This window comes from Synechococcus sp. R65.1 (assembly GCF_047461755.1).
In the GTDB taxonomy this organism is placed as follows: domain Bacteria; phylum Cyanobacteriota; class Cyanobacteriia; order Thermostichales; family Thermostichaceae; genus Thermostichus.
Genome location: NZ_JANSHU010000015.1, coordinates 1 through 23,167, shown reverse-complemented (window position 1 = coordinate 23,167; position 23,167 = coordinate 1). Strand labels below are relative to the sequence as shown.

General features: G+C 61.2%; 20 protein-coding genes and 1 tRNA gene. 4 read left to right on the top strand and 17 right to left on the bottom strand.

Annotated features, from left to right (window positions below):
- Positions 1-24 precede the first annotated feature (24 nt).
- The 6 genes from NW814_RS07675 to NW814_RS07650 all read right to left on the bottom strand — a co-directional run bounded on the left by NW814_RS07675 (position 25) and on the right by NW814_RS07650 (position 2,806).
- Positions 25-97, bottom strand: a tRNA-Ile gene (locus tag NW814_RS07675).
- Between the two features lie 79 nt (positions 98-176).
- Positions 177-404 carry a DUF3134 family protein gene (locus NW814_RS07670; protein WP_414395823.1) on the bottom strand — a complete coding sequence of 76 codons (228 nt, stop codon included), beginning with the start codon at positions 402-404 and terminating at the stop codon, positions 177-179.
- A gap of 84 nt (positions 405-488) precedes the next feature.
- Complete coding sequence (locus tag NW814_RS07665; RefSeq protein ID WP_414405829.1) at positions 489-1,829, bottom strand: UDP-N-acetylmuramoyl-tripeptide--D-alanyl-D-alanine ligase; 1,341 nt, start codon at positions 1,827-1,829, stop codon at positions 489-491.
- A 76-nt stretch (positions 1,830-1,905) separates the two neighbouring features.
- Entirely contained in the window at positions 1,906-2,403 is a 498-nt protein-coding gene (gene aroQ, locus NW814_RS07660; RefSeq protein WP_414405828.1) for a type II 3-dehydroquinate dehydratase, read from the bottom strand.
- Positions 2,381-2,512 (bottom strand): hypothetical protein, encoded by a 132-nt coding sequence (locus NW814_RS07655; RefSeq protein WP_414395819.1) that lies wholly within the window; start codon positions 2,510-2,512, stop codon positions 2,381-2,383. The genes aroQ and NW814_RS07655 overlap by 23 nt, the downstream gene beginning before the upstream one ends.
- 93 nt (positions 2,513-2,605) lie before the next feature.
- Positions 2,606-2,806: a hypothetical protein gene (locus NW814_RS07650; RefSeq protein WP_414405827.1), complete on the bottom strand. Its 201-nt coding sequence runs from the start codon at positions 2,804-2,806 to the stop codon at positions 2,606-2,608.
- Positions 2,807-2,902: 96 nt separating this feature from the next.
- Between NW814_RS07650 and NW814_RS07645 the strand changes: the two genes are divergently transcribed.
- Positions 2,903-4,105, top strand: a complete 1,203-nt coding sequence (locus tag NW814_RS07645) for an Era-like GTP-binding protein (protein ID WP_414405826.1) — start codon at positions 2,903-2,905, stop codon at positions 4,103-4,105.
- 5 nt (positions 4,106-4,110) lie between these two features.
- Here the strand turns inward: NW814_RS07645 and lipA are convergent, their stop codons facing one another.
- From lipA to NW814_RS07615, 6 genes are all read right to left on the bottom strand, one after another.
- The gene (gene lipA, locus NW814_RS07640; protein WP_414395812.1) at positions 4,111-4,965 is read right to left on the bottom strand and encodes a lipoyl synthase; all 855 of its coding nucleotides are present in this window, start codon (positions 4,963-4,965) and stop codon (positions 4,111-4,113) included.
- A 105-nt stretch (positions 4,966-5,070) separates the two neighbouring features.
- On the bottom strand, positions 5,071-5,568 hold the full coding sequence (locus NW814_RS07635; RefSeq protein ID WP_414395810.1) for a DUF4079 domain-containing protein: 498 nt from the start codon (positions 5,566-5,568) through the stop codon (positions 5,071-5,073).
- 30 nt (positions 5,569-5,598) lie between these two features.
- Entirely contained in the window at positions 5,599-6,642 is a 1,044-nt protein-coding gene (locus NW814_RS07630; protein ID WP_414405825.1) for a phosphotransferase enzyme family protein, read from the bottom strand.
- The gene (locus tag NW814_RS07625; RefSeq protein WP_414405824.1) at positions 6,635-7,189 is read right to left on the bottom strand and encodes a thioredoxin domain-containing protein; all 555 of its coding nucleotides are present in this window, start codon (positions 7,187-7,189) and stop codon (positions 6,635-6,637) included. The genes NW814_RS07630 and NW814_RS07625 overlap by 8 nt, the downstream gene beginning before the upstream one ends.
- 64 nt (positions 7,190-7,253) lie before the next feature.
- Positions 7,254-7,439 carry a 30S ribosomal protein S21 gene (gene rpsU / locus NW814_RS07620; protein WP_414395804.1) on the bottom strand — a complete coding sequence of 62 codons (186 nt, stop codon included), beginning with the start codon at positions 7,437-7,439 and terminating at the stop codon, positions 7,254-7,256.
- 79 nt (positions 7,440-7,518) lie between these two features.
- Positions 7,519-8,730 (bottom strand): trypsin-like serine protease, encoded by a 1,212-nt coding sequence (locus NW814_RS07615; protein WP_414405823.1) that lies wholly within the window; start codon positions 8,728-8,730, stop codon positions 7,519-7,521.
- Between the two features lie 311 nt (positions 8,731-9,041).
- Here NW814_RS07615 and NW814_RS07610 point away from each other — a divergent pair, with 311 nt between their 5' ends.
- From NW814_RS07610 to NW814_RS07600, 3 genes are read left to right on the top strand one after another with little or no spacing between them, the layout of a single operon-like run.
- Positions 9,042-10,220 carry a 1-deoxy-D-xylulose-5-phosphate reductoisomerase gene (locus tag NW814_RS07610; protein WP_414405822.1) on the top strand — a complete coding sequence of 393 codons (1,179 nt, stop codon included), beginning with the start codon at positions 9,042-9,044 and terminating at the stop codon, positions 10,218-10,220.
- Positions 10,221-10,279: 59 nt separating this feature from the next.
- Entirely contained in the window at positions 10,280-12,046 is a 1,767-nt protein-coding gene (locus tag NW814_RS07605; RefSeq protein ID WP_414405821.1) for an ABC transporter ATP-binding protein, read from the top strand.
- A 52-nt stretch (positions 12,047-12,098) separates the two neighbouring features.
- On the top strand, positions 12,099-13,622 hold the full coding sequence (locus NW814_RS07600; protein ID WP_414405820.1) for a UDP-N-acetylmuramoyl-L-alanyl-D-glutamate--2,6-diaminopimelate ligase: 1,524 nt from the start codon (positions 12,099-12,101) through the stop codon (positions 13,620-13,622).
- On the opposite strand, the gene carA is transcribed toward NW814_RS07600, so the two are convergent.
- From carA to NW814_RS07575, 5 genes are all read right to left on the bottom strand, one after another.
- Positions 13,611-14,810 (bottom strand): glutamine-hydrolyzing carbamoyl-phosphate synthase small subunit, encoded by a 1,200-nt coding sequence (carA, locus tag NW814_RS07595; RefSeq protein WP_414405819.1) that lies wholly within the window; start codon positions 14,808-14,810, stop codon positions 13,611-13,613. The genes NW814_RS07600 and carA overlap by 12 nt on opposite strands.
- Before the next feature lie 73 nt (positions 14,811-14,883).
- Entirely contained in the window at positions 14,884-15,468 is a 585-nt protein-coding gene (locus NW814_RS07590) for a GspH/FimT family pseudopilin (protein WP_414405818.1), read from the bottom strand.
- 5 nt (positions 15,469-15,473) lie between these two features.
- Positions 15,474-16,598, bottom strand: coding sequence for a type II secretion system protein J (locus NW814_RS07585; RefSeq protein ID WP_414405817.1), 1,125 nt, complete (start codon positions 16,596-16,598; stop codon positions 15,474-15,476).
- 50 nt (positions 16,599-16,648) lie between these two features.
- Positions 16,649-17,401 (bottom strand): prepilin-type N-terminal cleavage/methylation domain-containing protein, encoded by a 753-nt coding sequence (locus NW814_RS07580; protein ID WP_414405816.1) that lies wholly within the window; start codon positions 17,399-17,401, stop codon positions 16,649-16,651.
- A 57-nt stretch (positions 17,402-17,458) separates the two neighbouring features.
- Entirely contained in the window at positions 17,459-23,149 is a 5,691-nt protein-coding gene (locus NW814_RS07575; protein WP_414405815.1) for a type II secretion system protein, read from the bottom strand.
- Positions 23,150-23,167 lie beyond the last annotated feature (18 nt).

Sequence of the window (23,167 nt, the reverse complement as noted above, 5' to 3'; positions counted from 1 at the left end):
CAGCCAGGGGGATCGCTTTGCCAGTGGGGCGTACAGGAGTCGAACCTGTGTAAGGCAAATTATGAGTTTGCTGCCTAAACCGCTCGGCCAACGCCCCTTCTCTCTCTACTTTAGCGCCCCTAGCTCTATTTCGATCCTCCCCCCAGCAGAGCCTCGCAGCGCTAGCTGACTCTGACCTACTCCTCTTCCTCCATCTCGAAGTCCTCGACGAAGTCGTCGCCGATCAAGTCGTCAATCTCCTCGAGATCGTCGTCTAGGGTAATCTCAGGAACTTCAATTGGCTGTTCCAGCAAGCGACCTTCCTGGCGTAGCCAGTCCAAGATGGAGAGGCCGCCGCTGGAGGGCAGGAGCACCGGAGGTTGATCCCGCGGCTCCTCCCGCAGAGAAGGGTTGTGGTAGTACATACTGTCCAGGCAAAGGGAAAAAATCGAAACTGCTCCCCTCAAGCGGGGAGGTGAGTCTGGCTAGCGGCTATTTCCTAGCTTAGCCTAGGCCTGCCAGGCCTGCAAAAAGCGCTGCAGCACCCGCTCCAACTGGATGGCTCGCGCTGCTTTAAATAGCAGCCGATCCCCCGCCTGCACCTGGTGCAGCAAGATTTCCAATAGGGTTGATTCGTCCCTACAGCGCTCTACCTGAGCCGCTGGCCTCTGCTCAATGAGCGGCTGCATTTCCCCCTCGGGATCCAAAAGCAAAAGCCGTTCCAACCCCAAAGGGGCAGCAGCGCGCCCCACCTCTGCGTAAAGGTAAGGGGCATGCTCCCCCAGCTCCCGCATGGGGCCCAGGATTGCCCAGCGCCGTTTTCCGGGGGTTTGGGCCAGAAGCTGGAGAGCCGCGATCATGGCCTCTGGCGAGGCATTGTAGGTCTCATCCCAAATTTCCACATCTCCTGCCAGCTTGAGGTGGCGGTTACGCCCCTCCAGGGGCGTGGGCAAGAGGATAGGCTCTCGCAGGCGTTCCCAATCCAACCCCAAGCTGCGCACAGTGGCCAGCACCCCCATCCAGTTGAGGGCATGGTGCCTGCCTGGCAGGGGCACTGGCAAGGTCAAGCCCTCCACGGTAACCGTCTGCGCCTGCGGATCCCACTGCCCTCGCAGCTCACCTTGGTCAAGGCCGTAGGTGAGGGTTGGCCCCGACCACACCCTGGCGGCAGTGGCCAGCAGCAAGGGATCCTCACCGTTGAGCAGAGCCACTCCCCCTTGGCCTAGCTCTTGCAGCAGCTCGCACTTGGCGGCGGCAATGGCCTCGCGGGATCCCAGTCTGCCGATGTGGGCAGTGCCGATATGGGTAATCAGGGCGTGGGTAGGCTGAGCCGTCTGGGCCAGGCGGCGAATTTCGCCGGGGCCGCGCATGGCCATTTCCAGCACGGCAAACTGGTGCTCAGGTCGCATCTGCAGCAGTGTCTGGGCCACGCCAATGTCGTTGTTGTGGTTGGCTTCGCTTTTGAGAACGCTGCCGTAGCGGGAGAGGGCAGCCGCCAGCATTTCCTTGGTCGTGGTCTTGCCCACTGAGCCGGTGATGGCCACCACGGGAATGGCAAACTGCTCCCGCCAGGCTCTGGCTAGGCGCTGGTAGGCAGCTAGGGTATCTGGAACCCAGAAATGGGGTGCAGCCACCGGCTGCTGGCTGATGACAGCAATGGCCCCTTTGCTCATGGCGTGGGGAATGAAATCGTGCCCGTCAAAGCGCTCTCCCTTGAGGGCAACAAAGATCGACCCGGGCTGCAAGCGGCGGCTGTCGGTGCAGAGGGTCTGAACCGGCCAGCTCAACAGCTGAGGATCCCCTTGCAGAGGGGTTTGCAGCAGCTCGGCCACAGCTTGTAACGTCAGCATGGGGGTCAATGAGTTGAGCCTGGCTATCGCGTAGGATAGCCAAAAGAAGGCTCACCTGCTTCTCCAACCAAGTTAGCTAGGCTGCTGGCATCCGCAGGTGTTGCACGAGCGCCTGTAGTCCTAGCAAGTAGCTATGGGCCCCAAACCCGCTAATTTGCCCAAGGGCTACAGCCGCGATGTAGGAGTGCTGGCGGAAAGGCTCGCGGCGGTAGATGTTGCTTAGGTGAACTTCTACAGTAGGCAATCCCACAGCGGCAATGGCGTCGCGCAGAGCAATGCTGGTGTGGGTATAGGCGCCTGGGTTGATCAAAATGCCGGCATGCTGCTGGCGAGCGCGGTGAATGGCGTCGATGAGCACTCCCTCATGGTTGGACTGGAGGATCTCCAGCTTTACCCCCAGCAGCTCTGCTTGCCGATGCAGAGCCTGATCCACCTGCTCCAGGGAAACTGAGCCGTAGATGCTGACCTCCCGCTCCCCCAGTAGGTTAAGGTTGGGGCCGTGCAACACCAAGATGCTCAAAAGCTCGCCGCTGGTGGCTAGGGCGGTCGGATTAACGACGACGAGGGGATCCATTTTCTACCGGAATGGGTGCAGGTTGGGGCTGAGGACTTCCCAGCAAAGCGTCAATGACACGTTCCACCCACTCGCGGATCTTTTCGAGAACCTTTTCTACCCAATCCATCCGACCTGCCTCGTAGGAGTTACAAAGCTCTCGGGGGAGTTTAACCCGTGGACTTCCATGATAGCGCTTCTTTCCAAGAAACAGGGAAATGCCCTAGTGGAGAGCACCTAAAAGCAGAATGTCCACGGCCAGCAGGGCCCCAGCAAAGGCTAGTAGGCTGCGCACGATCTGGCGTTCTTGCTTGGAGCGGTGGGATCCCCCCAGCCGCAGCCAGCGTAGGGACTTGGGAAAGCGGTAGAGCATACAGAAAGCTCCTCGAGCCACTTGGGGAGTGTTGACGCTACAAATAATCATGCCCCATTCTCCAAGTGGCCGATCCCACCTAACTTCCCTTCGCTGGGGGGAAGGTGGGCCGCAGTGGCCAATTCCCTTTGGAGTGATTTTCTGTCGATGACCACTCCCCTAGCCCAAGCCGAAACGGTTTTTCAGCACTGCTGGGATCACTGGCAACCGCTGGCCAAGCGTCCCGACCTGCAGCCGGAGCTGAAGGCTCTGTCTGCTCTGCGCAGGCGACTGAGGGCGCGGTTATTTTCCATTGCCGTGTTTGGGCTGGTCAACCGCGGCAAGTCAGCAGTCGTGAATGCCCTAGTTGGCGAGGCTCGGCTGGAAGTGGGGCCCCTAAATGGCGTGACTCAAAAGCCGCAATCGCTGCTGTGGCGACCGGGGCCAGGGATCCCTTGGCAGGTGCGGCTCATCGATACGCCCGGCTTAAACGAGGTCAACGGAGAAGCGCGCGAACAGTTGGCCTGGGAGGTGGCCCGGGCGGCGGACTTGATCCTGTTTGTAATCGCCGGCGACTTGACCCAGCTGGAGTACCAGGCGCTACTGGAGTTGCGCACCCTGCACAAGCCCCTCCTGCTGGTGTTGAATAAGTGCGATCTCTACTCGGAGGCGGAGCTGCAGGCAATTCGCGAACAAATTAGCCGCCACCTGGGCTGGGTGTTGCCGCAGGAGATCCTGACAGTGTCCGCTTGCCCAAAACCCCAGAAAGTCCGCACCCACTGGCCAGATGGCCGCGTCACCCTGGACTGGGAGCGACCTGCCCCCCAGATCGAAGCTCTGCAAGGCCAAATTGTGGAGATTTTGCGGACGGAGGCGGAGTCCCTCCTGGCCCTCAATGGGCTGAAGCGGCTGGAGCGCCTCCAGGCTCAGCTTTGGCAAAAGCAGTGGCAGTATCACGCCCGCCATCTGGAGCAGTGGGGTACAGCCTGCGCCCTTGGCAAGGGGGTTGCCGTGGGCTTAGCGCCCCTGGGCTTGGATCTGCTGCTTGCGATCCTCCTGGATAGTCTGTGGCTGTTGGGCTTGGGGATGCGGCTGCGCCTGCCCTGGGGATCCCTCCGCAGGGCTTTGGAGGACTTGGGGCGACCGCTGCTGCTTAATGGCATGCTGCTGCTGTTGGCCGAAGGGCTGGGCACCTGGCTGGGGGGCAGTTGGGGCAACGGTCTCCTGGCGGGAGTGGTGGCAGGGGCAAGCCTATACCGTCTGGGATCCCTGACGCCGCCCCTGTTGAGCCGCTGGGTCCGCGAAGGGTTTGGCCTGGGGGCCGTCCTGCGGGATCTCGTGGGCAGCAAGGAGCTAGCTGCCAAGGTCTAGGGGGCCTAGTCCTGCCCCATCTCGGCAGCGTGGTAGGAGCTGCGCACCAAGGGCCCAGAGCGCACCTGGCGAAACCCCATCTGGCGGGCAATCTCGCCCAGCTCAGCAAACTCCTCTGGCGTCCAGTAGCGCTGCACTGGGCGGTGGGCCAAGGAAGGCTGTAGGTACTGCCCCAGGGTGAGCCGCTCGCACCCCACTGCCAGCAGATCCCGAAACGTTTCCAGCACTTCTTCGCGGGTCTCCCCGTGCCCCAGCATGAGGCCGGACTTGGTGGGCAGGTTCGGATCCAGCTCCTTCACGGTTTGCAAAACCCGCAGGGATAGGTCGTAGCCAGAACTGCGCCGCACCGCCTGCGACAGCCGCCGCACCGTCTCAATGTTGTGGTTGTAGCAGGCCGGCCTGGCCGCCACCACCCGGGCAATGCAGTCGCGATCCCCCCGAAAATCAGGGGTAAGCACCTCGATCTGGATCCCAGGACAGCGCCGCCGGATAGCCTCCATCACCTCCACGAAGCGGCCAGATCCCTGGTCGGGCAGGTCATCGCGGGCCACCGAGGTAAGCACTACATAGCGCAGCCCCAGCAGCTCCACCGCTTCGGCCACCTTTTCCGGCTCTTCCGGGTCGAGGGGAGCAGGCCGTCCGCTGGCCACTTGACAGAAAGAACAGGCGCGGGTGCAGATCCCGCCCATCAGCAGAAAGGTGGCAGTCCTTTGGCTGTAGCACTCGGCCCGATTGGGGCAGCGTCCCTCCTCGCAGATGGTGTGCAGTCCCCGCTGCTTGATCACCCGCTGAACTGCCGAGATATCGCTGGCCTTGCCGATAGAGCGCTTGACCCAACTGGGGAGGGGGCTACCAGGCATGGGAGAACCGCTTGCTAGGGCTGAGTACCTGGGAAAGAAGCCTTATCCAAAGAGATAGCGTCCATCATGGTATGGACGCCTTCCCTGCCCTTGGCTGGAAAAGGGCTAGGTTACCTGAGGAGAGGCTAGCATCTGGTTGACGATGCGCTGCACAATTTGAAAGCCGGTTACCGCCTGCCAGCCCAGGATCCCCAAGATCACCACATTGAGCAGCAGGTGGACATTGCGGGCCCAGACCTTTTGGCCATCCTTCATCAGGGGTGCCAAAGCGGCAGAGGTGGTTACTAGGGCTACAATGCCCAGGCCGGCCAGCAGGTGGGGCCCAACAAACAGCTTGTGGCTTCTAATGTAGGTCACGGCCATGCCTCCCAGGGCCCCAAACACCATCAACAGCAAGAAGAGAGATCCTGCCAGGAAATGCCGCTGGCCAAACTTGCCCTTAATTAACTCCTTGCGCTCTTCCGCCGAGGCGGTGCGCAGCCGCCGCACCTGGAGACCCAGATAGAGAGTATAGAGAGCTAGGGCAGAGGCCAAAATCATCAGCACTGGGTGAAAGAAGGGCAGAGCCAATTCCAGCCAGCGGGGAAGTTGAATGGTGCTCATAAAAGCCACGCAAAGAAGAGGAAGTTGCCCCTAACTTAACCAATTTCCCTCTCCTGAAGCAAGGGCGTATATGGACTCCAACAGTTGGGGTGCCAGCTGGGTTAGGTGTTGGTAGAGGCGGATCTGCCGTCGGCAGCGGGCCAGGTTGTGATCCCGGCGACTGGCGTACCGCTGCGGATCCCAATTCCAGTAGCAGTCCTCGAACCAATCCAGCAAAAAGCGCATCCCCAACTCCAGCGTCATCAACTGGATCCCTTGCAGAAGGAGCTCTGGCTGCAGAGCGCGCAGGTTGCCGGTTTGGGCGTAGCCGCGCAGCCCTGCTAGGATTGCCTCGGCCTCAACGGCCTCCCCTCTCCGGCCCCAGGAGCGCAAGGCATCTCCTAGCTCAACGTACAGGTTGTGGTCCATAAAGGTGTCGAGATCCACCAGGCCGGCAAATTTTCCCCTTTCGTCAAACAAAAAGTTGTTGAATTTGAGATCGGCATGGATAACCTGAGTCGGAAGTCCTGGCGGCAAAAGCAACCTGGGCACGGTCTCGACAAAAAATTGCCACTCTGCCCTTATTTCTGGGTCGGGGCTGCGCTGGCAGAGCTGCTGCCAAAAATAGGCCGTGTCGTGAAAGTGAGGGATCTGAAAGCGAAAAGAGTAGTGCCATCCGGCCAAAAGGCTATGTAGGCGCCCAACTGCCGCCCCTGCTTGTTCCAGATAGCTCCAGGCAGGAGGAGTTGAGTAGGAGGAGCCCGGCAGGCAGTCCATAACCCGCCACAGCCCTCCCCCCCAGCTTAGGTGCAGGGAGCCATCGCGGGCGCGGCGGAATTGGGGAACCGGAAAGCCCTGCTGCCGTAGCCAAGAGCCAATGGCCTGGCCATCTTCGGTAACCGCCGGGTCAAATTGGGGATGGAGGCGCTGGGCAACGAAGGATCCCTGGGTTGTCTTGAGCTTCCAGGTCTGGTGAACAAGGCCCCCTCCGAGGGCTTCGAGCAGCTCGGGCTCCCCTAGTTGAAAGTGCCGAACCAAGGGATCCAGCCAGGCAAAATCGGGCGTGGGCAAATTACCCGCCCAAGTCCTAGCCATGGGTGCGCGGATCCGGCTGAGCGGGGAGGCCAGGCCCACCCGGCTGCAGGGCAGACACTGGCCCAGGCTGGGTCAGCGGCAAGGAATCCCCGGCTGCCAGAGCCAGCAAGTTGGCCCGCAAAACCGAAGCTGGCTGTTCACCAATGGCCGATCCCACCACTTCCCCTTGGCTGTCCAAGAAGAGGAAGTGAGGGATTCCGTTAACCCGATAGCGGCTCAGCTCCGGCAGCCACTTGGGGTTGTCCACATTGAGCATGACGAAGTTAATTTGCTGGGCAAATTCCTTTTTCAGGTTGGCCAGAAGAGGCGCCATGGAGCGGCAGGTGGTGCACCAGTCGGCATAAAACTCCACCAGGGAAGGCTTGCCGTTGGCCTGGGCTTCCTCCCAAGGCACAGCCTCTGCCGCCAGCGTTGCCAAGCTCGTGCCAGCTTGACGCGCTTGGTTGGCCAAAAACAAGCCTGCTGCCAAAAGCACAGCCAGGGCTGCTACAAGGCCGTTGCGCAGGCGTTTTGCCCAGTTTTCCCCCCCGATTTCTCCCTTCGCCATGACAGACCTCCTCCAGGTAAGAGAGGGGGAGCTTTGTTCTCGATTGCAGCTCTGAGGCAAGTTGTCAATTGGCAGCTTTACGGCGATTGCGACGGGCTGCTACTGCTTTCCGCTTGCGCTTTTCCAGGCTGCTTTCAAAGTGCCGATGGTTGCGCAGATCCCGCAAAATGCCCGCCTTGGCAACTTGGCGCTTAAAGCGACGCAGCGCCGACTCAATCCCTTCGTTTTCGCCGATTGTTACTTGGGTCATAGAGAAATCGTCTCCTTCCTGAATTAACTGGAGTTGTCACGGTCTCTATCCTAAACTATCTCTTGCCCGCCAATGGCGACTACTGGGCACGGCTGCCAAAGGTAATCCCAGAAACTACCTCCCCCTCCCGTAAGTTCACCGTCACGGAGGCCGTTGCTCTCTCTCGGGGAGAAGGGGAGGGCATTGGTAGCGGTGTTGGCCTGGGGGCACCACCAATTACCGATTCCACAAACCCGACAAAGCTGGATACCCGTGTATACACCCCATAGAAATTGGGCTGGGCGCAACCTTGGCCAAAGCTGGTGATCCCGGCTAGGGCAAAGCCACTGCTGGTAGGAACAACCAAGGGCCCACCGCTATCACCCTTGCAAGTATCCACACCCCCTTGAGGAAAGCCAGCGCAGAGCATGGTTTCCAAAATGGCGCCGTTGTAAGACTGGGGAGCATTGCACACCTCGTTGCTGACGAGGGGAACTTCGGCCTGCTGTAGAGCCCTGGGAAAGCCGCTGGGCTCCTCCTCGAGAGTGCGGGGGAAGGTGGCTCCCCAGCCAAGGATGGTGGCGAGAGTACCAGGGGCAGTCAGGTTGGTTTGGTTGGACTGCACCAGCGGCAGGGTAGGCAGGGCCACTGGCCGAGAGAGGCGCACCAGGGCAATGTCATTCCCCCCCTCTGGCCCTCGTCGGGGGTCGTAGTTGGGGTGGATAACAATTTGCGCAGCCCGAATTCGCTGGCCGGCACCGATTTGCAAGACGGTGGTACCCAACAGCAGATCCAGACTTTGGACATCCACGTCCGGCTCGCCTCGAGGGTCGAAAAAGCAGTGGGCGGCGGTAAGCACCCACTCCGGGGCAATCAGGGATCCCCCGCAAAACTGCGCCTGAAAAGGATCCGGTTCAGTCGCGTCTAGCAAGGCCACCATCCAGGGAAAGGCTCCCGGCTGAGCCGGCCTACCACCGACAATCCGCCCCAACCCTGAGCGCGGCGTGGTGAACACCCGCCCTGGAGGCAAGATGGCAGTAACCCGGTAGGTGCCAGGGGGCAAGTTGGAGAAACGAAAGTTGCCGTTGGCATCGCTGACGGTGCTGGGCTCCCCTGGATCGAGGCGTCCATTGCTGTTCAAGTCCAGAAAGGTGGTGATGCCCGGCAGCCCTGGTTCCCCTGGATCTCGCAGACCATTGCCGTTGAGATCGTCGAAATGGGATCCCTCGATGCGCCCTGCAGGAGGGGCTGGAAGCGGCGGCAGGGGACGACTGGAACCCCCACCACCACAGGCACTTACGCTCAGAGCCAAACCCAACCCCAGGAGCACAGACCATGAGCGAGCTAGGCCAAAGAAGGGATGGAATCGGGAGGAATAAGGCATGGTCAGATTCTGCAAGGCTAGCCGGCTATGCTAGCCAAGCATACCCTGCCGACCGATGAAGAGTTAGGAAAGGTCTGCAGCCGGGAAAAAAGGGCCTCACTATCCCCTGCAGCCGGTATAAGGCAGGGATCCTCAAACGCGAAGCGGGGCCGTTCGCCCTTTGGGCAGGCTGTAGGAGGGTGAGTCTGCGCTGAAAGAGTGTTACGCTCTTTAGCTAGGTGCAAAGGGATCCTTAAAGTATGCAAGCCATCACCCTGCTCGGCTCCACCGGCTCCATCGGCACCCAAACCCTGGACTTGGTGGCTCAGTATCCGGAGCGCTTTCGGGTTGTTGGCTTGAGCAGCCACAGCAACGTCACTCTTCTGGCCGAGCAGGTGCGGCGGTTTCGGCCTCAAATTGTAGCCATCGGGCGGGAGGAGCTGCTGCCGGAGCTGCGATCCCTGCTGAGCGGCCTGCAACCTCTGCCAGAGCTAGTGGCAGGAATGGAGGGGCTGTGTCAGGTGGCGGCCCACCCCGAGGCTCAGCGGGTGGTGACGGGGATCGTCGGCTGTGCTGGCCTGTTGCCTACTCTGGCTGCCATCCGCGCCGGCAAGGACATTGCCCTGGCCAACAAAGAAACCCTGGTGGCAGGCGGTCCGGTGGTGCTGCCCCTGGTGCAAAAGCACGGCGTGAAGCTCATCCCCGTGGACTCGGAGCATTCGGCCATCTTTCAATGTCTGCAGGGAGTGCCAGCGGGATCCCTGCGCCGCATCTGGCTGACCGCCTCAGGGGGAGCCTTTCGCGATTGGCCGGTGGAGAAACTGAACCAGGCGACGCTGGCCGATGCTCTCAAACACCCCAACTGGGTGATGGGGCGCAAGATCACCATTGATTCAGCCACCCTGATGAACAAGGGCCTGGAGGTGATCGAGGCCCACTGGCTGTTTGGCCTGGACTATGACCAGATTGAGATCCTCATCCACCCTCAGAGCATTGTCCACTCCTTGGTCGAGCTGGCAGATACTTCTGTCCTGGCCCAGTTGGGCTGGCCGGATATGCACCTGCCCATTCTCTATGGCCTCAGTTGGCCGGAGCGCCTCTCCACCCCCTGGGAGCCTCTTGATTTGGTAAAGCTGGGATCTCTTACCTTTAAGGCGCCGGATCACCGCAAGTACCCCTGCCTACAACTGGCTTATGCTGCTGGGCGGGCAGGAGGAACCCTGCCGGCGGTGTTGAATGCGGCCAACGAGGCGGCGGTGAACCTCTTTCTGCAAGAGCGCATCCGCTTTCTGGATATCCCTCGCCTTTTGGAGCAGGTGTGCGAGCGGCATCAGGTCATTGCCAATCCCACCCTGGAGGACATTCTGGCAGTGGATGCCTGGGCGCGACAGCAGGTGGAACTCTTGGCGCAGCAGGCCCCAGCCCAGGTTCTAGCCTGATCCCTACCGGGGGGATCCGGCCCAGCGCTAGAGTGGGAAAAGGCTTGAGGAGCACCCGAGTGGCCAGATCCCACTGGCAACAGTTGCTTCACTATCTACGCCCCCACTGGCAGCAGGTGGTGTTGGGCATTGCCTCCCTGCTGGTGGTCAACAGCCTGGGGGTGTTCCTGCCCTGGTATGTCAAGCTGGCCGTTGATGATCTCAGCCAGAACCTGGCCACCCTGGCGCCCAGCCGCATCGCCCTCCACGCCCTGGTGGTGTTGGGTGTCTCCACCCTGATGATGGTTATTCGCATTGCCTCGCGGGTGTGGATGTTTGGGGCAGGACGGCAGGTGGAGTTTCGCCTCAAGCAGGCCATCTTCGAGCATTTGCTCACCCTGCAGCCTTCCTACTTTGCCCAGCAGACCATCGGGGACATCCTCACCCGCATCACCAGCGATGTGGAAAATGTCCGCCGCCTGTTGGGCTTTGCCCTGCTTAACTTGGCCAACACGATCTTTGCCTACGGCAGTACGCTGCCGGCCATGTTTGCTATTGAGCCGCGTCTAAGCGCTCTGGCCCTGTCGGTGTTTCCGGTGATGCTGGTGCTGGTGAAGTTAAGCAGCAACCGCCTGCAGCAGGAGCAGCTTCAGGTGCAGCAGGAGCTGGCGGATCTCAGCGATCTCATCCAGGAGGACGTAAACGGCATCACCTCGATCAAGGTGTACGCCCAGGAAGAGCACGAGCAGCAGGAGTTTCGTCGCCGCAATGACCGCTTGTTGCAGGCCAATTTGCGCTTGGCCCTCACCCGCAACCTGCTGTTCCCTTCTCTGGTGGCTTTGGTTAGCCTCAGCCTGTTGTTGCTGCTCACCGTGGGCGGGCCCCAGATTGCCGCGGGGCGGCTGACGATTGGGGATTTCTCGGCGCTCACCCTCTACGTAGAACGGCTGGTGTTTCCCACCGCTTTGCTGGGCTTTACCCTTACCGCCTACCAGCGGGGCCAGGTTAGCCTGGAGCGGATTGACGCCTTGCTGCGGGTAGAGCCCACCATCCGCGATGCCCCGGAGGCTTTGCCCCTTCCTCTAGAGAAGGTGCAGGGCCGTATCGAGGCTAGGGGTCTGACTTTTGCCTACACCGGCACAGGATCCCCAGCGCCAGCTCTACAGGATCTGCACTTTTGTCTCGAGCCGGGCCAACTGGTGGCGGTGGTGGGGCCAATTGGGGCGGGCAAGTCCACCCTGGCCAATGCCCTTCCTCGCCTGCTGGAGATCCAGCCGGGGCAACTGTTTTTGGACGGACAGGACATCACCCAGATCCAACTGAGATCCCTGCGCCGGGCCATCGCCTATGTGCCCCAGGAGAGCTTCCTGTTCAGCGCCACGGTTCGGGATAACATCCGCTACGGCAAGCCGGACGCTGAAGACTGGGAAGTGGAATGGGCCGCCAAAGCCGCCCACATCCACGCCGAGATCCTCAACTTCCCCAAGGGCTACGACACGCTGGTGGGAGAGCGGGGCATTACCCTTTCCGGCGGCCAGCGACAGCGGGTAGCTCTCGCCCGGGCTCTGCTAATGGATGCGCCAATCTTGGTTTTGGACGACTGTCTTTCCAGCGTGGACAACCAGACCGCCCAGGCCATTCTTCGCCACCTGCGCCAGGCCACGGCTCAGAAGACGGTACTCTTCATCACCCATCGCCTCACGGTGGCGGTGGAGGCGGATCAAATCTGGGTCATGGACAAAGGTCGCATTGTGCAGCAGGGATCCCATGCCGAGCTGCTGGCCGACCCGCAGGGGCTCTACGCTACCCTCTGGGCTAAGCAAAAGCTGGAGGAGGCCCTGGCCTAGGCTGCAGTTAGCAGCTACCCTAACCAGCAAAGCGGTGGGGAGTGGCAAAAGCATGAGAAATCTGAGCCAATTGCTAGAACAAGCCGGGATCCAACCCCAAGTGGTCCAGGGATCCCTAGAAGGAGTGTGGGTAAAAGGCCTCTGCGCCGATTCCCGCCAGGTGCAGGCGGGGGATCTGTTTTTGGGGATGCTGGGATCCCGCGTCGATGGCAGCGAGTTTGTCGGGGAAGCGCTCACTAGAGGAGCGGTGGCGGCCCTTCTTTCCCAGGAGGCTTGGAAGAAGGTTAGCGGAGAGGCTGAATGGGGGAGTCAGCCCCTTCTGGTTTTGCCTCGCGTCGGCCTCAACAAAGCCGTGGCCCAGGTGGCGGCGGCCTTCTACGGTTTTCCAGCTCGCCAACTGATCCTAGTGGGGGTAACTGGCACCAACGGCAAGACCACCACCACCCATCTCATCGAGCATCTGCTGCAGGCTGCTGGTCGTCCTGTAGCCCTGCTGGGCACCCTCTACAACCGCTGGCCAGGCCACTATGAAGTTACACCCCACACCACCCTGTTTCCCCTAGAGCTGCAGCGCAGCCTGAGACAGGCCAAGGAAGCCGGCGCCGAGGTGGCGGTGATGGAGGTCAGCTCCCATGCCTTGGCCCAGGATCGGGCCTGGGGGTGTAGCTTTGCCGCTGCCGTCTGGACCAACCTCACCCAGGATCACCTGGATTTCCACGGCAGCATGGAGAACTACTGGCAGGCCAAGGCCACTCTCTTCCGGCCAGAGTATTTGCAGGGGCGGGCAGTGGTCAATGCCGACGACGCAGGCGGACGGAGGCTTCTAGAAGCCATTCCAGCCCCTCTGGAGCCCTGGGCCTATTCCCTCAAGCCCCTAGAAGGGATCCCCGGCCTATGGCCCAGCCAAGTTCACCTACATCCCACCGGCCTCAAGGCAACCCTGCACACCCCTATGGGCAGCTTTGCTGTGGAGGCGCCCCTGGTGGGATCCTTCAACCTTTCCAACTTGCTGGCGGCGGTAGGGGTAGCGCTGCACTTGGGGATCCCCCCTGAGGCCATCCAGTCGGCCTTGCCCCGTTTTCCCGGAGTACCGGGGCGAATGGAGCGGGTGAGCCTGCCAGGGCAGGACATCACGGTAATCGTGGACTATGCCCACACCCCCGATGGGCTGGAAAACCTGCTCAAGGCGCTGCGCCCGCAAGTTCAAGGCCGGCTGATCTGTGTCTTTGGCTGTGGCGGGGATCGCGACCGGGGTAAGCGCCCGCAGATGGGCCGCATTGCCGCCACCTGGGCAGATCAGGTGATCGTGACCTCAGATAACCCGCGCACTGAAGATCCGCAGCGGATCTTGCAGGATATCTTGGCTGGGATCCCTGGATTCCCCTGGGCCGTGGAGGTGGATCGGCGGCAGGCCATTCGTCTAGCCATCCTCGAAGCTCAGCCAGGGGATACGGTGGTCATTGCCGGTAAAGGCCACGAAGACTACCAGATCCTAGGCACTGAGAAGATTCCCTTTGACGACCGGGAAGAAGCGCGCGAGGCCCTTGCTCTGCGTCTAGCCCATCTATCCCGCTAAACGGCGGTGCTGCAGCATCAGCTCCACAAACTCGCGGAAGAGGTGATCGGCATCGTGAGGGCCGGGGCTGGCCTCTGGGTGGTACTGCACCGAAAAGAGGGGCAACTGGCGGTGGCGGATCCCGGCCACAGTGCGGTCATTTAAGTTGAGGTAGGTGATCTCCACGTCCTCAGCCGGGATCGAAGCAGCGTCTACTGCAAACCCATGGTTTTGGCTGGTGATTTCCACTTGCCGCTCTAGCCCACAGGGATGGTTGAGGCCGCGGTGGCCAAACTTGAGCTTGTAGGTGGATCCTCCGAGGGCTAGGCTGAGGATCTGGTGGCCCAGGCAAATCCCAAACAAGGGCTTCCCGCTTTGCAGCAGCGCCTGGGCGGTGCGGATGGCCGCGGTCTCTGCCGCCGGATCCCCAGGCCCGTTGGAGAGAAGGATCCCGTCGGGGCTGTAACTCAAGATCTCCTCAGGAGTGGCGTGGGCCGGCAACACCACCACCCGGCAGCCGTAGCGAGCTAGGCGGCGCAAGATATTGCGCTTGATGCCAAAATCTAGCGCCACCACCCGCAGGGGGGGATCCGGGACCGGGATCCCTTGGCTGCGGCCATAGTCCCAGTCGGCAGGGGTGGGCTCCAGCCACTCGTAAGGCTTGGGCGTTGTAACCTCTGCCGCCAGGCTCAGCCCCTGCATGGAAGGGGCTTGGCGCACCTGCTCCAGCAACGCCTGCGGGTCCAGGATCTCGGTCGAAATAGCTCCATTCATCACCCCCTGGGAGCGCAGCCGCCGCGTCAAAGCCCGCGTATCCACCCCGGCAATGGCCGGGATTCCATGCTGTTTGAGGTAGTCAGGCAGCGTCCCCATGGCCCGCCAAGAGCTAGCTAGGCGCGACACGTTGCGGGCAATCACTCCCGCGACCTGGGGCCGGGCCGATTCTTGATCCAGCTCATTGACTCCGGTGTTTCCCAACTCAGGGCAGGTAAAAGTAACGATCTGCCCCCGGTAGCTGGGATCGGTCATCACCTCCTGGTAGCCGGTCATGCCCGTGTTGAACACCACCTCACCCACCGCCGTGCCCGGCGCCCCAAAAGACCAACCGGCAAAGGAAGTGCCATCCGCCAGCACCAGCAAAGCAGGCTGACGAGATTGCCAGGGGAAGGCTTTTTGTGGAGCTTCAAGAGTTGGGGAAGAGGTAAGCATAGCCAATGACCTACGGCAGCTTAGGACAGGAGCCTGGCAACCTTTCAGCCACGGCCTGACCATCCTACCCCAGCTATCCTTCCTCTGGCTCGCTGGTTACTCCTTCCTCTGGCTCGCTGGTTACATTGCCACACTCCGGATTTTTGTCCTTGCGAAGAGTGCCGATCAAAGTGCTCACCACCACGCAGCGGTTTTCGCCCTGGGAGTAGGCGCTGCTGACGACAAAGCGTCCTAGCTGACGCGCTCGCCCTTCCGAGTCGAAAACAGCTCTGCCATCAGGGAAGTTGTTGCGTACCGTTACAAAGTTATTCAGGCGCACCCGCTGACAGGGAGTAGGCTCATCGCAACGGCCTTCCTCGTCTTGGATCACTAGCGTGGGAACCCTTGGATCCGCATTGTCGATCCCAACCACCCAAGCACGACCTTGGAGAGAGGCTCTGGCGTTAGTGCGGGCGGTGCGCAAGGCTCGCTCCACCCTGTTCTGCGCATCCTCAAGCTGGATCCGCGCCCAGATGTTGATCCCAGAAGGAACCGCCAGCACGGCCAAGATGCCGATGATGACCACCACCGCTAGGACTTCTGTCAGCGTAAAGCCCCGGGATCGAAAAGGCTGAGCTCGGCCAATTGCCTTTTTCTCCAAGGCCAACATGGTGGACATTCCCCCTAGGAGAGCTGACGGTTGATAACACCGCGGGCAAGAACCAGTGTTTGCATTGGCAGCAAGTAGCGCGACACCTCTGAGATATCGACGCTGGTGGCATTTCGGATGTAGCGACGGAAAAGGCCAGGGTTGGCCCGCTCCATGGCCGTGGCGGTGATGTTGATGATCACATCCTGCGGTCGGTCAGCGCCGACGCTTTGCCGCACGCAGACATGGAAGCCCACGTCGTTTTGGTTATCTCCCAGCCCTGGGAAGGTGACGCCGTTGGGCTTGCCGCCACCAAAGGCATAGCCCTGCGGGCAAGCGGGTGCAACCTGCGGGCTGCCCTGCCGGCTGCTGAAGATGTTGGAGACCAAAGTTGTCAGGCGGGGGCCATCTGTCCTGCCGGCAATGGGGATTTGGCGCGCTCGAGCTTGCTCGGAAGGCCAAGCAAGGAAACCATCTCGGAACGGATCGGGATCCTCAACAAAGAACGGGCTGCGACCGGCGCAGTTGTTTTGACCCTGAATGTTGAAGGGTCGCAATTCAAAACGGTCGATCCGCGCGTTGCCTTCCCAGGGAGTGCCCCCCGTTGGGTTGCCGGCGTTGTTGTAGTTGCGGCGTAGGTAGTACACCACCAGGGTGTAGATGCCGCGGCGGCTGACAAGAGTGTCCCAATCCGCATTTCTATCGTTCTGATCGAGCGGAAACTCGCGAGGTGGCTGGTCTGGTAGGGTAGCATTGCCTCTTCGAATATCTTGCAAGGTGGGGTTGCCCGCGTAGCATCCCTGCGGGATCGGCTCCAACTTCCAAAAGGCAACAACCGGGATAGCGTCATTGGGTCGGCGGATCCAGCCGGGGGTGTAAAGCCTTTCGATGAGATCTGGCGTTCCGTTTCCGTTGGGCTGTTCCGCATCGTTGTAGATGTAAAGCGCCTCCGCCAAATCCTGCTGGATGAATTCCATGGCTTGGGTCAGCTCCGCCTGCACCTGGGTGCGGCCCGTCTCTTCCCGATCCAGCCGCATCGTCTCGATGACAATCATCGCGGTGGCCAGCAGAAAGATCGAGGCTACCACCAGCGACACCAAAAGCTCGATGAGGGTAAACCCCGCACTCTGGTAAACCCTGTGGCGAAAAACCTTGAACATAGGAAAACACCACCTTTTTGTGAGCCTGCAGGAGGAGCTTACCCGTCGCTTCAAAGCGAGGTAGGGCTTGGGCTGGGCAGCGGGAAGGCATTGCAGTTGTTGGTCGGTGTTCCACCCCTAGCTTGAACGTCGGCCAAAATGGCCCGGCAAACATCTCCCAAGTTGGCAGCAGGGTTAACTTCTACAAAGGAGGTGGCTAGTGGAAAGAGCCAGACATTGGCATTGGCCAAGTTCTGGTTAGCCGAAACCACCTCCGCCCTCAAGCCAGGCAGCGCTCGGCGAGTGTTTGGATCAAAAGAAAAGCGGTGGTAAACCCTCACACCCATGCGAAAGCTGCAGGGCACCCCCTGAATGACCCTGCTGTCACGGCGGTCGATGCAAGGTGCCCCTGCGTCGCGGAAGGTTTGGATGACGTATTCTTCGGGGTTACGCCCCGGCACTTGAACCCGAGCCACGCGAATGGAATAGTTGTTCCCATCTGTGTCCATATCGGTAGGAGGTGGGGTATTTGCCAGCGGGTTGGCTCCCACCCTGGGCAGACGGGCCAGTTGAGCCCGATCCTGAAAAGCGCGAGGGTTGGCAGCCAGCTCGATATCCACCAGAGTGCGGATGCGGTCTACCTCTTCCTGGGCTAGGCGGTTGGCCAGCTCCACCCGCTCGCTCATGGCACGCCGGTAGGCAATCACCGTGAGGGTAGGGGCCAGGGCAGCCATGGCCAGGGCCACGAGGACGACCGAAGCCAAGACTTCAATGAGGGTGAAACCCTCCGCTTGGTGTTGCTGCCAAAGCCGCCACTTGTTCATGGATCCCTCCCTCTTCTGCCCCTACCCTAAATCTGCCCCTGACCGGCCAGGTCAGTATCAGTTAAACTCCCCGCAGCCACCAATCCGGGCAGACGGATCCAACTGCACACCCGGCTGATCCTGGAGTGCGCAGCGCAGCCGCCGCACGTACGGATCTTGTGGATCTAGCTCCCGCAAGAACTCGGTGCGCGTGTTGGAGGGGAATTGGAAGCGGGACGACACAGGGCCGGGGCGGCGGGCAATCTGCAGGCCCACGTCGTAGCCGAAGCGGCGATTGGGCGGGAAGTAGTAGTCGAAGCCCCGCACAAAGGTTGGATCTGACACTAGGCTGGGCGGCTCGAAGCTGTGCTGCAGGAAGGGGCCGGTGGCGTAGGTGCTGTAGTTGAGCTGGATCATCGAGCCGCTGAAGAAGAGGTCGGTATTTCTCCACAGCTCGTTGAGGCGCAGGAAGTTATGCATGCCGCCGGCAGTTTGATGCAGCCGCGAGGGCAAGGTGCCGCTAATGGCAATGGCATTCACCCGCGTTTCCCTGGCCGGCTGCAGCTGCCGGTTTTGGCTGCCATCGTCGTTGCGGCGGCGCTGGTTCACATCGGTGGAGGCCAGCTCCTGGAAGCGAGGAATGGGAATGGGCCGGCGGGTTACTTCATCCAGGATCACCCCTAGCACTGGGTTGTCCCTAGCAAAGCCAGTGGTGGGCTTGTTCAGGTCCAGGGTGAAGGGCTCCACATCCACCCAGACCAGGCCATCGCCATCGCCGCCGTTACGGTCGATCTGAACCTGGATGGTGTTGCCGTTGGGCTTGACGTAGAAGCAGAGGCCATTGCGGATATCTTCGCTCCCCTTGGTGTCAATGTAGTAACCGCCAAGATAGCTGGAGCTTGGGGAGTAGTTTTGGGTGTCACCTTCGTTTACCCAAGCGTAGGGGTTCAACACCATTTGGGGCTGGATTTCTAGTCCTTGCCTTCCAGGATCTAAGTCCAGTCCAAACAGCGGATCCCGATCCAGTACAACATCCCAAGGCTCGTCGGAGTCGCGAACGCCGTCGCCGTCTTTGTCCCAGAAGTTCAGTTGGCCGTCTCCGTTCCAGTCTTTGATGCGCAACGTGCTGGGGCGGCTAGCGGCGGTGTAGGCCTCGTAGCGGAAGCGGTCGTTGAAGTTGGGGCGGAACACGCCCGGCACCCAGAAGCCGTCGTCAGCGGGATTAACTAGCTCGTCGCCACAGCGAACTTCTCCGCTCTTGTTGAGCAGTTCCCGCCGCAGTTTCCGCGCCCAGTCGTCTGTGCCTCGAGCAGGATTTGCAGGAAGTGGTGGAGCACCGCTCTCGGCAGGGCGGATACCTGGCTCTCTGCTGGGCTTGGCAATTTGAGTGGAGAGCAGGTTGCCCCTCAAGCCAGCGCGGGCAGCATGGGCTGGCTCCCCAAACATCCAATTGAAGGCTGCCCGCAAAGCCTCAGCAGGGCTGGGCCACTTGGGCGGCTTGGGCACCCCTGCCTTCACCTCCAGCACCGGCGAGAGCTGCGGCTCCAAGGCAATGGTCACGCCTTCAGTAGAAGCCTTGGCCACGCTATGCACGCTGACCGTCTCGGGTTCTGGATCCGCTTGCACCTCCCGAGCAGGTCGCAGCTCCACCGTGTTGGGCTTGGCCGCCATCCACTCGCCCAGAGGGCTCTTGGAGGGAGTTTCTGGAGCAAAAGTGCTCGGCCCGCAGGGAGGCCCCTGGCAGGTGAGATTTTGCGTCTGCGTCTCGGTTGCTGGACAGGTGGGGCTGCTGGTGCTGGCAATCAGGTTGCGCGTTCGAGTTTGGGTAACCGTTCTAGTTTGGCCGCAGGCAACCTGAACCTGGCTGCAATCTGGGGGTGACCAGGGGCTCCACTCGCTGTAGTTGCAAGTCTTCGGGCAGGTAACCGTTTGGGTTTGCGTCCGGGTGGTGGTCCCGCAAATCGAGGTGCAGGTCTCAGTGCGGCTCTGAGTTATCTGCAGGCCGCCGTCGGCCACCGTACACTGAGGAGTCCAGTCTGTATAGGTGCAGGTAGCCCCCGGAGGCTGGCAGGTAAAGGCTCGGGTTTCGGTTTCGGTGAAGGGGCTTTGGCTGGGACACAGCGGCGTAACCGTGCGGCTGCGGCTCTGCGTAATGGTAGCCCGGCTGCACTGCTGCTGCTGGGTACACTGAGGCGTCCAATCCGACCAAGGCCCGTAGTTGTACTGAGGGTAGCAGGTGATCGTCCGAGTTTGCGGTGTTGGCGGAGTGCCAGAGCAACCGGCAGGCAAGGTGGCAGTTCTGGTTTGGGGAATAGTGGTTTGCTGACAGATGTTGGGGTCACATGCAGGAGTCCAGTCTCCCCAGATGGGATTGCAATTGAGAGGGGCTTCGCAGTACTTCTGGTTGGATAACAGAGGTTTATTCCGATCCGGCTGGCAAGGTTGGTTCACCCCCTGCAGCGGCTTCAGGTACCGCAGGTCGTAGTCTTCCAGATCGCTGTCATCGCGAGTGGCAAAGCGCAGGGAGGCACTGCCGGTATTTTCGTAAGTTTGGATCTCCACCAAGTAGGGCGAGGGCTGGGATGGATCCGCGCACTCCAGCTCTAATCGCAGGGTGACCAGGTTACCGCCGCCGCCGCTATCCTGCCGCCAATCCTGCCAGGCTTCGGCACCCGCAGCATTGGGCCCTAGGCTGAGCGAAGTTCCGTTCCAGGCTCCATGGTTGACAAAAGTGGCACTGGAGCCGTCCCGCCGTCGAATGATCAGCCGCACGCCGTCGTCGCCGTTGAGAATGCGGTAGCTCTGTAGGCCAGGCCAACGGGGATACAGCTCCCCTACCCAGCGCACCACGAAAAAGTCGTTGCCGTTGTTGTTGCCGCTGTTTGTCCCACCACTTCTGCGCCGCCAGCAGGAGCGCTGGAAGTTGAAGTGACCCGGGAAGTTGAGATCATCTGCGTCGGTCAGCAGATTCGTAAAGCCATTGTTGCCATCTGGCTCTCCGCAACTAGGCATCCAGAACCAGTCGCCGCGATCCCGTCGATCTGGGGTGCCAGCCGGCGCCGACAAGCGGCAAAAGGGCTGCCGAATGTCCGCCAAAGACCCGTCGCACATAGAGTTGTTATACAGCCGCCGCTTGAAGGGAGAGTTGGAGCCCAGCGATGTGCTGCTGCCGAAAAAGTACTGGAAGCCTCCCCACCAAGGGAAACCGCTGCCGCTGCGGGCAAAGGGGGCCAGGTTGGTCGGGTTATCGATAGCATTGCGCACGCAGGCCCAGCGTTGGTTGTTGGTGCCACTTGGATTACAGGTAGGCGCACTGGTGGTATAGCCATTGTTGTACTGACCAATGGCGTCAGGTACTCCTTGCGCCGGGAACACCGGATCCGGCCAGCGCACTGCCCGCAGGTAGGGCAGGTTGTCCCTTTGAGCCTCTTCGGCCAGGGGGCCTACGGCTCCGCTGGTGGCAAACCCTGTGTTGCGGTTGTACCGGTTCTGCGGGCTGGTCAGCCAGCCGTTGTAGTACTCGGCCAGCAACCCAGAGCCGCCGGGATCCGGGCAGGGTCCCAGCGGAGCCACCAGCACCCAGCGGGAGGTATCCAGCACCGGGTTGCCCAAAGCGGAGATGCGGGTGCCGAAGTTGGCATAGCCCACATCGGGTGCGCGCAAGGGCCGCACTGCCGGCACGCCACCGCCCGCCGTTCTGTCATCGTTATTGGGATCCGAATCGGCGTTGTTGAGGGGAGCCAGAATGGTGTCGCGGGCAAACACATCCGGCCAACCCGGCTGGTTGAGGTTGTCGCCCAGGTTCTGGGCCCCGTTGGTGTTGTCGAAGCGCAGAACCCCAGCACCATCTCTGTTGGGATCCGGAGCCGGCCAGTTGTCGCCCCGGATCACCAGCGCTTGGTTGAGGAAGGAGGTGTTGGCTCCTAGGTTTGGCCCGCTGCAGCCGTAATAGTCGTTGCGGCGAGGGGCTGAGGCCCGTCCACCGGCGTAGTCTTGACCGGGCACGTAGCTGCTGCCGCCGCCGTTGAGGGTGCCATCCTGGACAAAGGCATCATCAATGCTGCCATCGCAAAAATCGGCAGAGAGGATGTTCACCGCGTCGCCCAAGACCTCGCTGGGCCGCCAGAGATCCTGGGCTGCCCGGGCAAAGCGCCGATCTTCATCCCTCCGGAGCCGCCTGTAGAAGTTGTCGTAGAGGCCGTTTTCCCCAAATCTGAGGCGAGTGGTGAACTCCTCCAGCTGACCGCCTCCCCTCGTCTGGTGCAGGTTAAAGTTCCCCTGGATGTAGACGGGGTTGTCGGAAACGAAGGAAAGGCCGAAGACGGCTTCATCGAGGTTGAACCCACCCCGCGCCAACACTGCCCCGTTGCGCAGCCGGAAGCCATAGGGCCGCCGATCCGGATCGGGGTAGTAGTCCACCGGCTTGGGGCTAAGCCCCTCGTTGGAAACAGGCGGATCGCCGACCGGTTGGTTGCGACCGGGCTGGCCGGCATTCATGATGAAGGGGAGAGTGCCGCGAGCATTTGCATCTCGCCAGGCGGTTTGATAGCTACCGAAGTTGGTCAAGGGCGGGCGGGCGATGGCATCTTCCCGCACCGCATCTTCCCGGAAGGCGTAGAAAATGCCCCCCTCGCGGCCTTCTTGCACGCCGGCAGGCAGCCAAGTATCTCCGTTGATCAGCCCGTTGGCCTGGCCATTGACGTTGTTGGTCAAAAGGGCCAGGTCGATGTTGAGGGCCCGCACCGCCATCGCCTCGCGGCCATCGTAAAACACCGAATCTTTGAAGGGCACGCGATGGCACTGGTCGCCGACCTGGATCAGCTCCATCTGGTTGCTGTTGGGGTGCCTGCCACCGAGTAGGGTGCTGCTGGGGCAAGTGGCAGCAGCGTGGGGCAAACGCCAGTCGCCGATGGTGGGGCGAGGCCGAAGAGCCACTCGCTCAAGGTCGGTGTCGGTTACCGCCCGGTAGGTGGCAGGCGGCAGCCACGAGTAGGCGCCTCGCCGCGCGCTCTCTATGGGATCCGCCTGGTTAAAGTCGCCGGTGGGGAAGATGTAGCGCAGCGGCAGGTAGAAGCGGTTGCGCTCAGGAGCATTCAGATCACCCCTACGACTGGCTCGGATATCATCCCGAAGGATCTGAGCTGCTCGATCCCCGGCGTTGGCAGCCGCCTCAATCCGCAAAATGTTGTCGGCCAGCATGCCCAACATGCAGCCCGCCGTCTGCAGGGTGGTTTGGTCGGCCAGGCTCAATTGGTTAACAGGGGTGCCTCGGTTGACGATATCAATAACCCGCCGCAGCTCGGAGAAGTTGCCAAAGGCGGTGATGAACGGATCCGGATGAATGCGGCCCGGCTCTTGCCTAGGTGGGTAGGCCCCGTCGGGGTCGCCGGCAAAATTGGCCAGGTTGGTGAGCGCCGTCCACAGTGGGGTGCCAGGCCGTAGCTGCCCTTCCATGGGCGAGGGATCATATTCCCAAACGTTGGTGCCCTCGCCGGTAAAGAAGTTGATGCCCAGTTGAGTGCGCTGGTCGCCGGCAGGGAAGGTGGAAGCCCGCTGCAAGCTCCAGGGAGAGCCGGGGTGGGCTACCGTGGCCAGGCAAGCAATGGGGAAGCGCCCATCTCGGTGGCTGTAGTGGTAAACGGCTGTGGCCTGCACCGCCGCTGGGTTATCCCGTAGCGTTAGGCGTTGCCGCGCCTCGTTGCTGATGAAAATGGCCTGCAGCTTGGTGGGATCGTTGGGATCCCCAGGCGGCACCAGAGGCAAAGGCAAAGAATCGGTGCGGGTTAG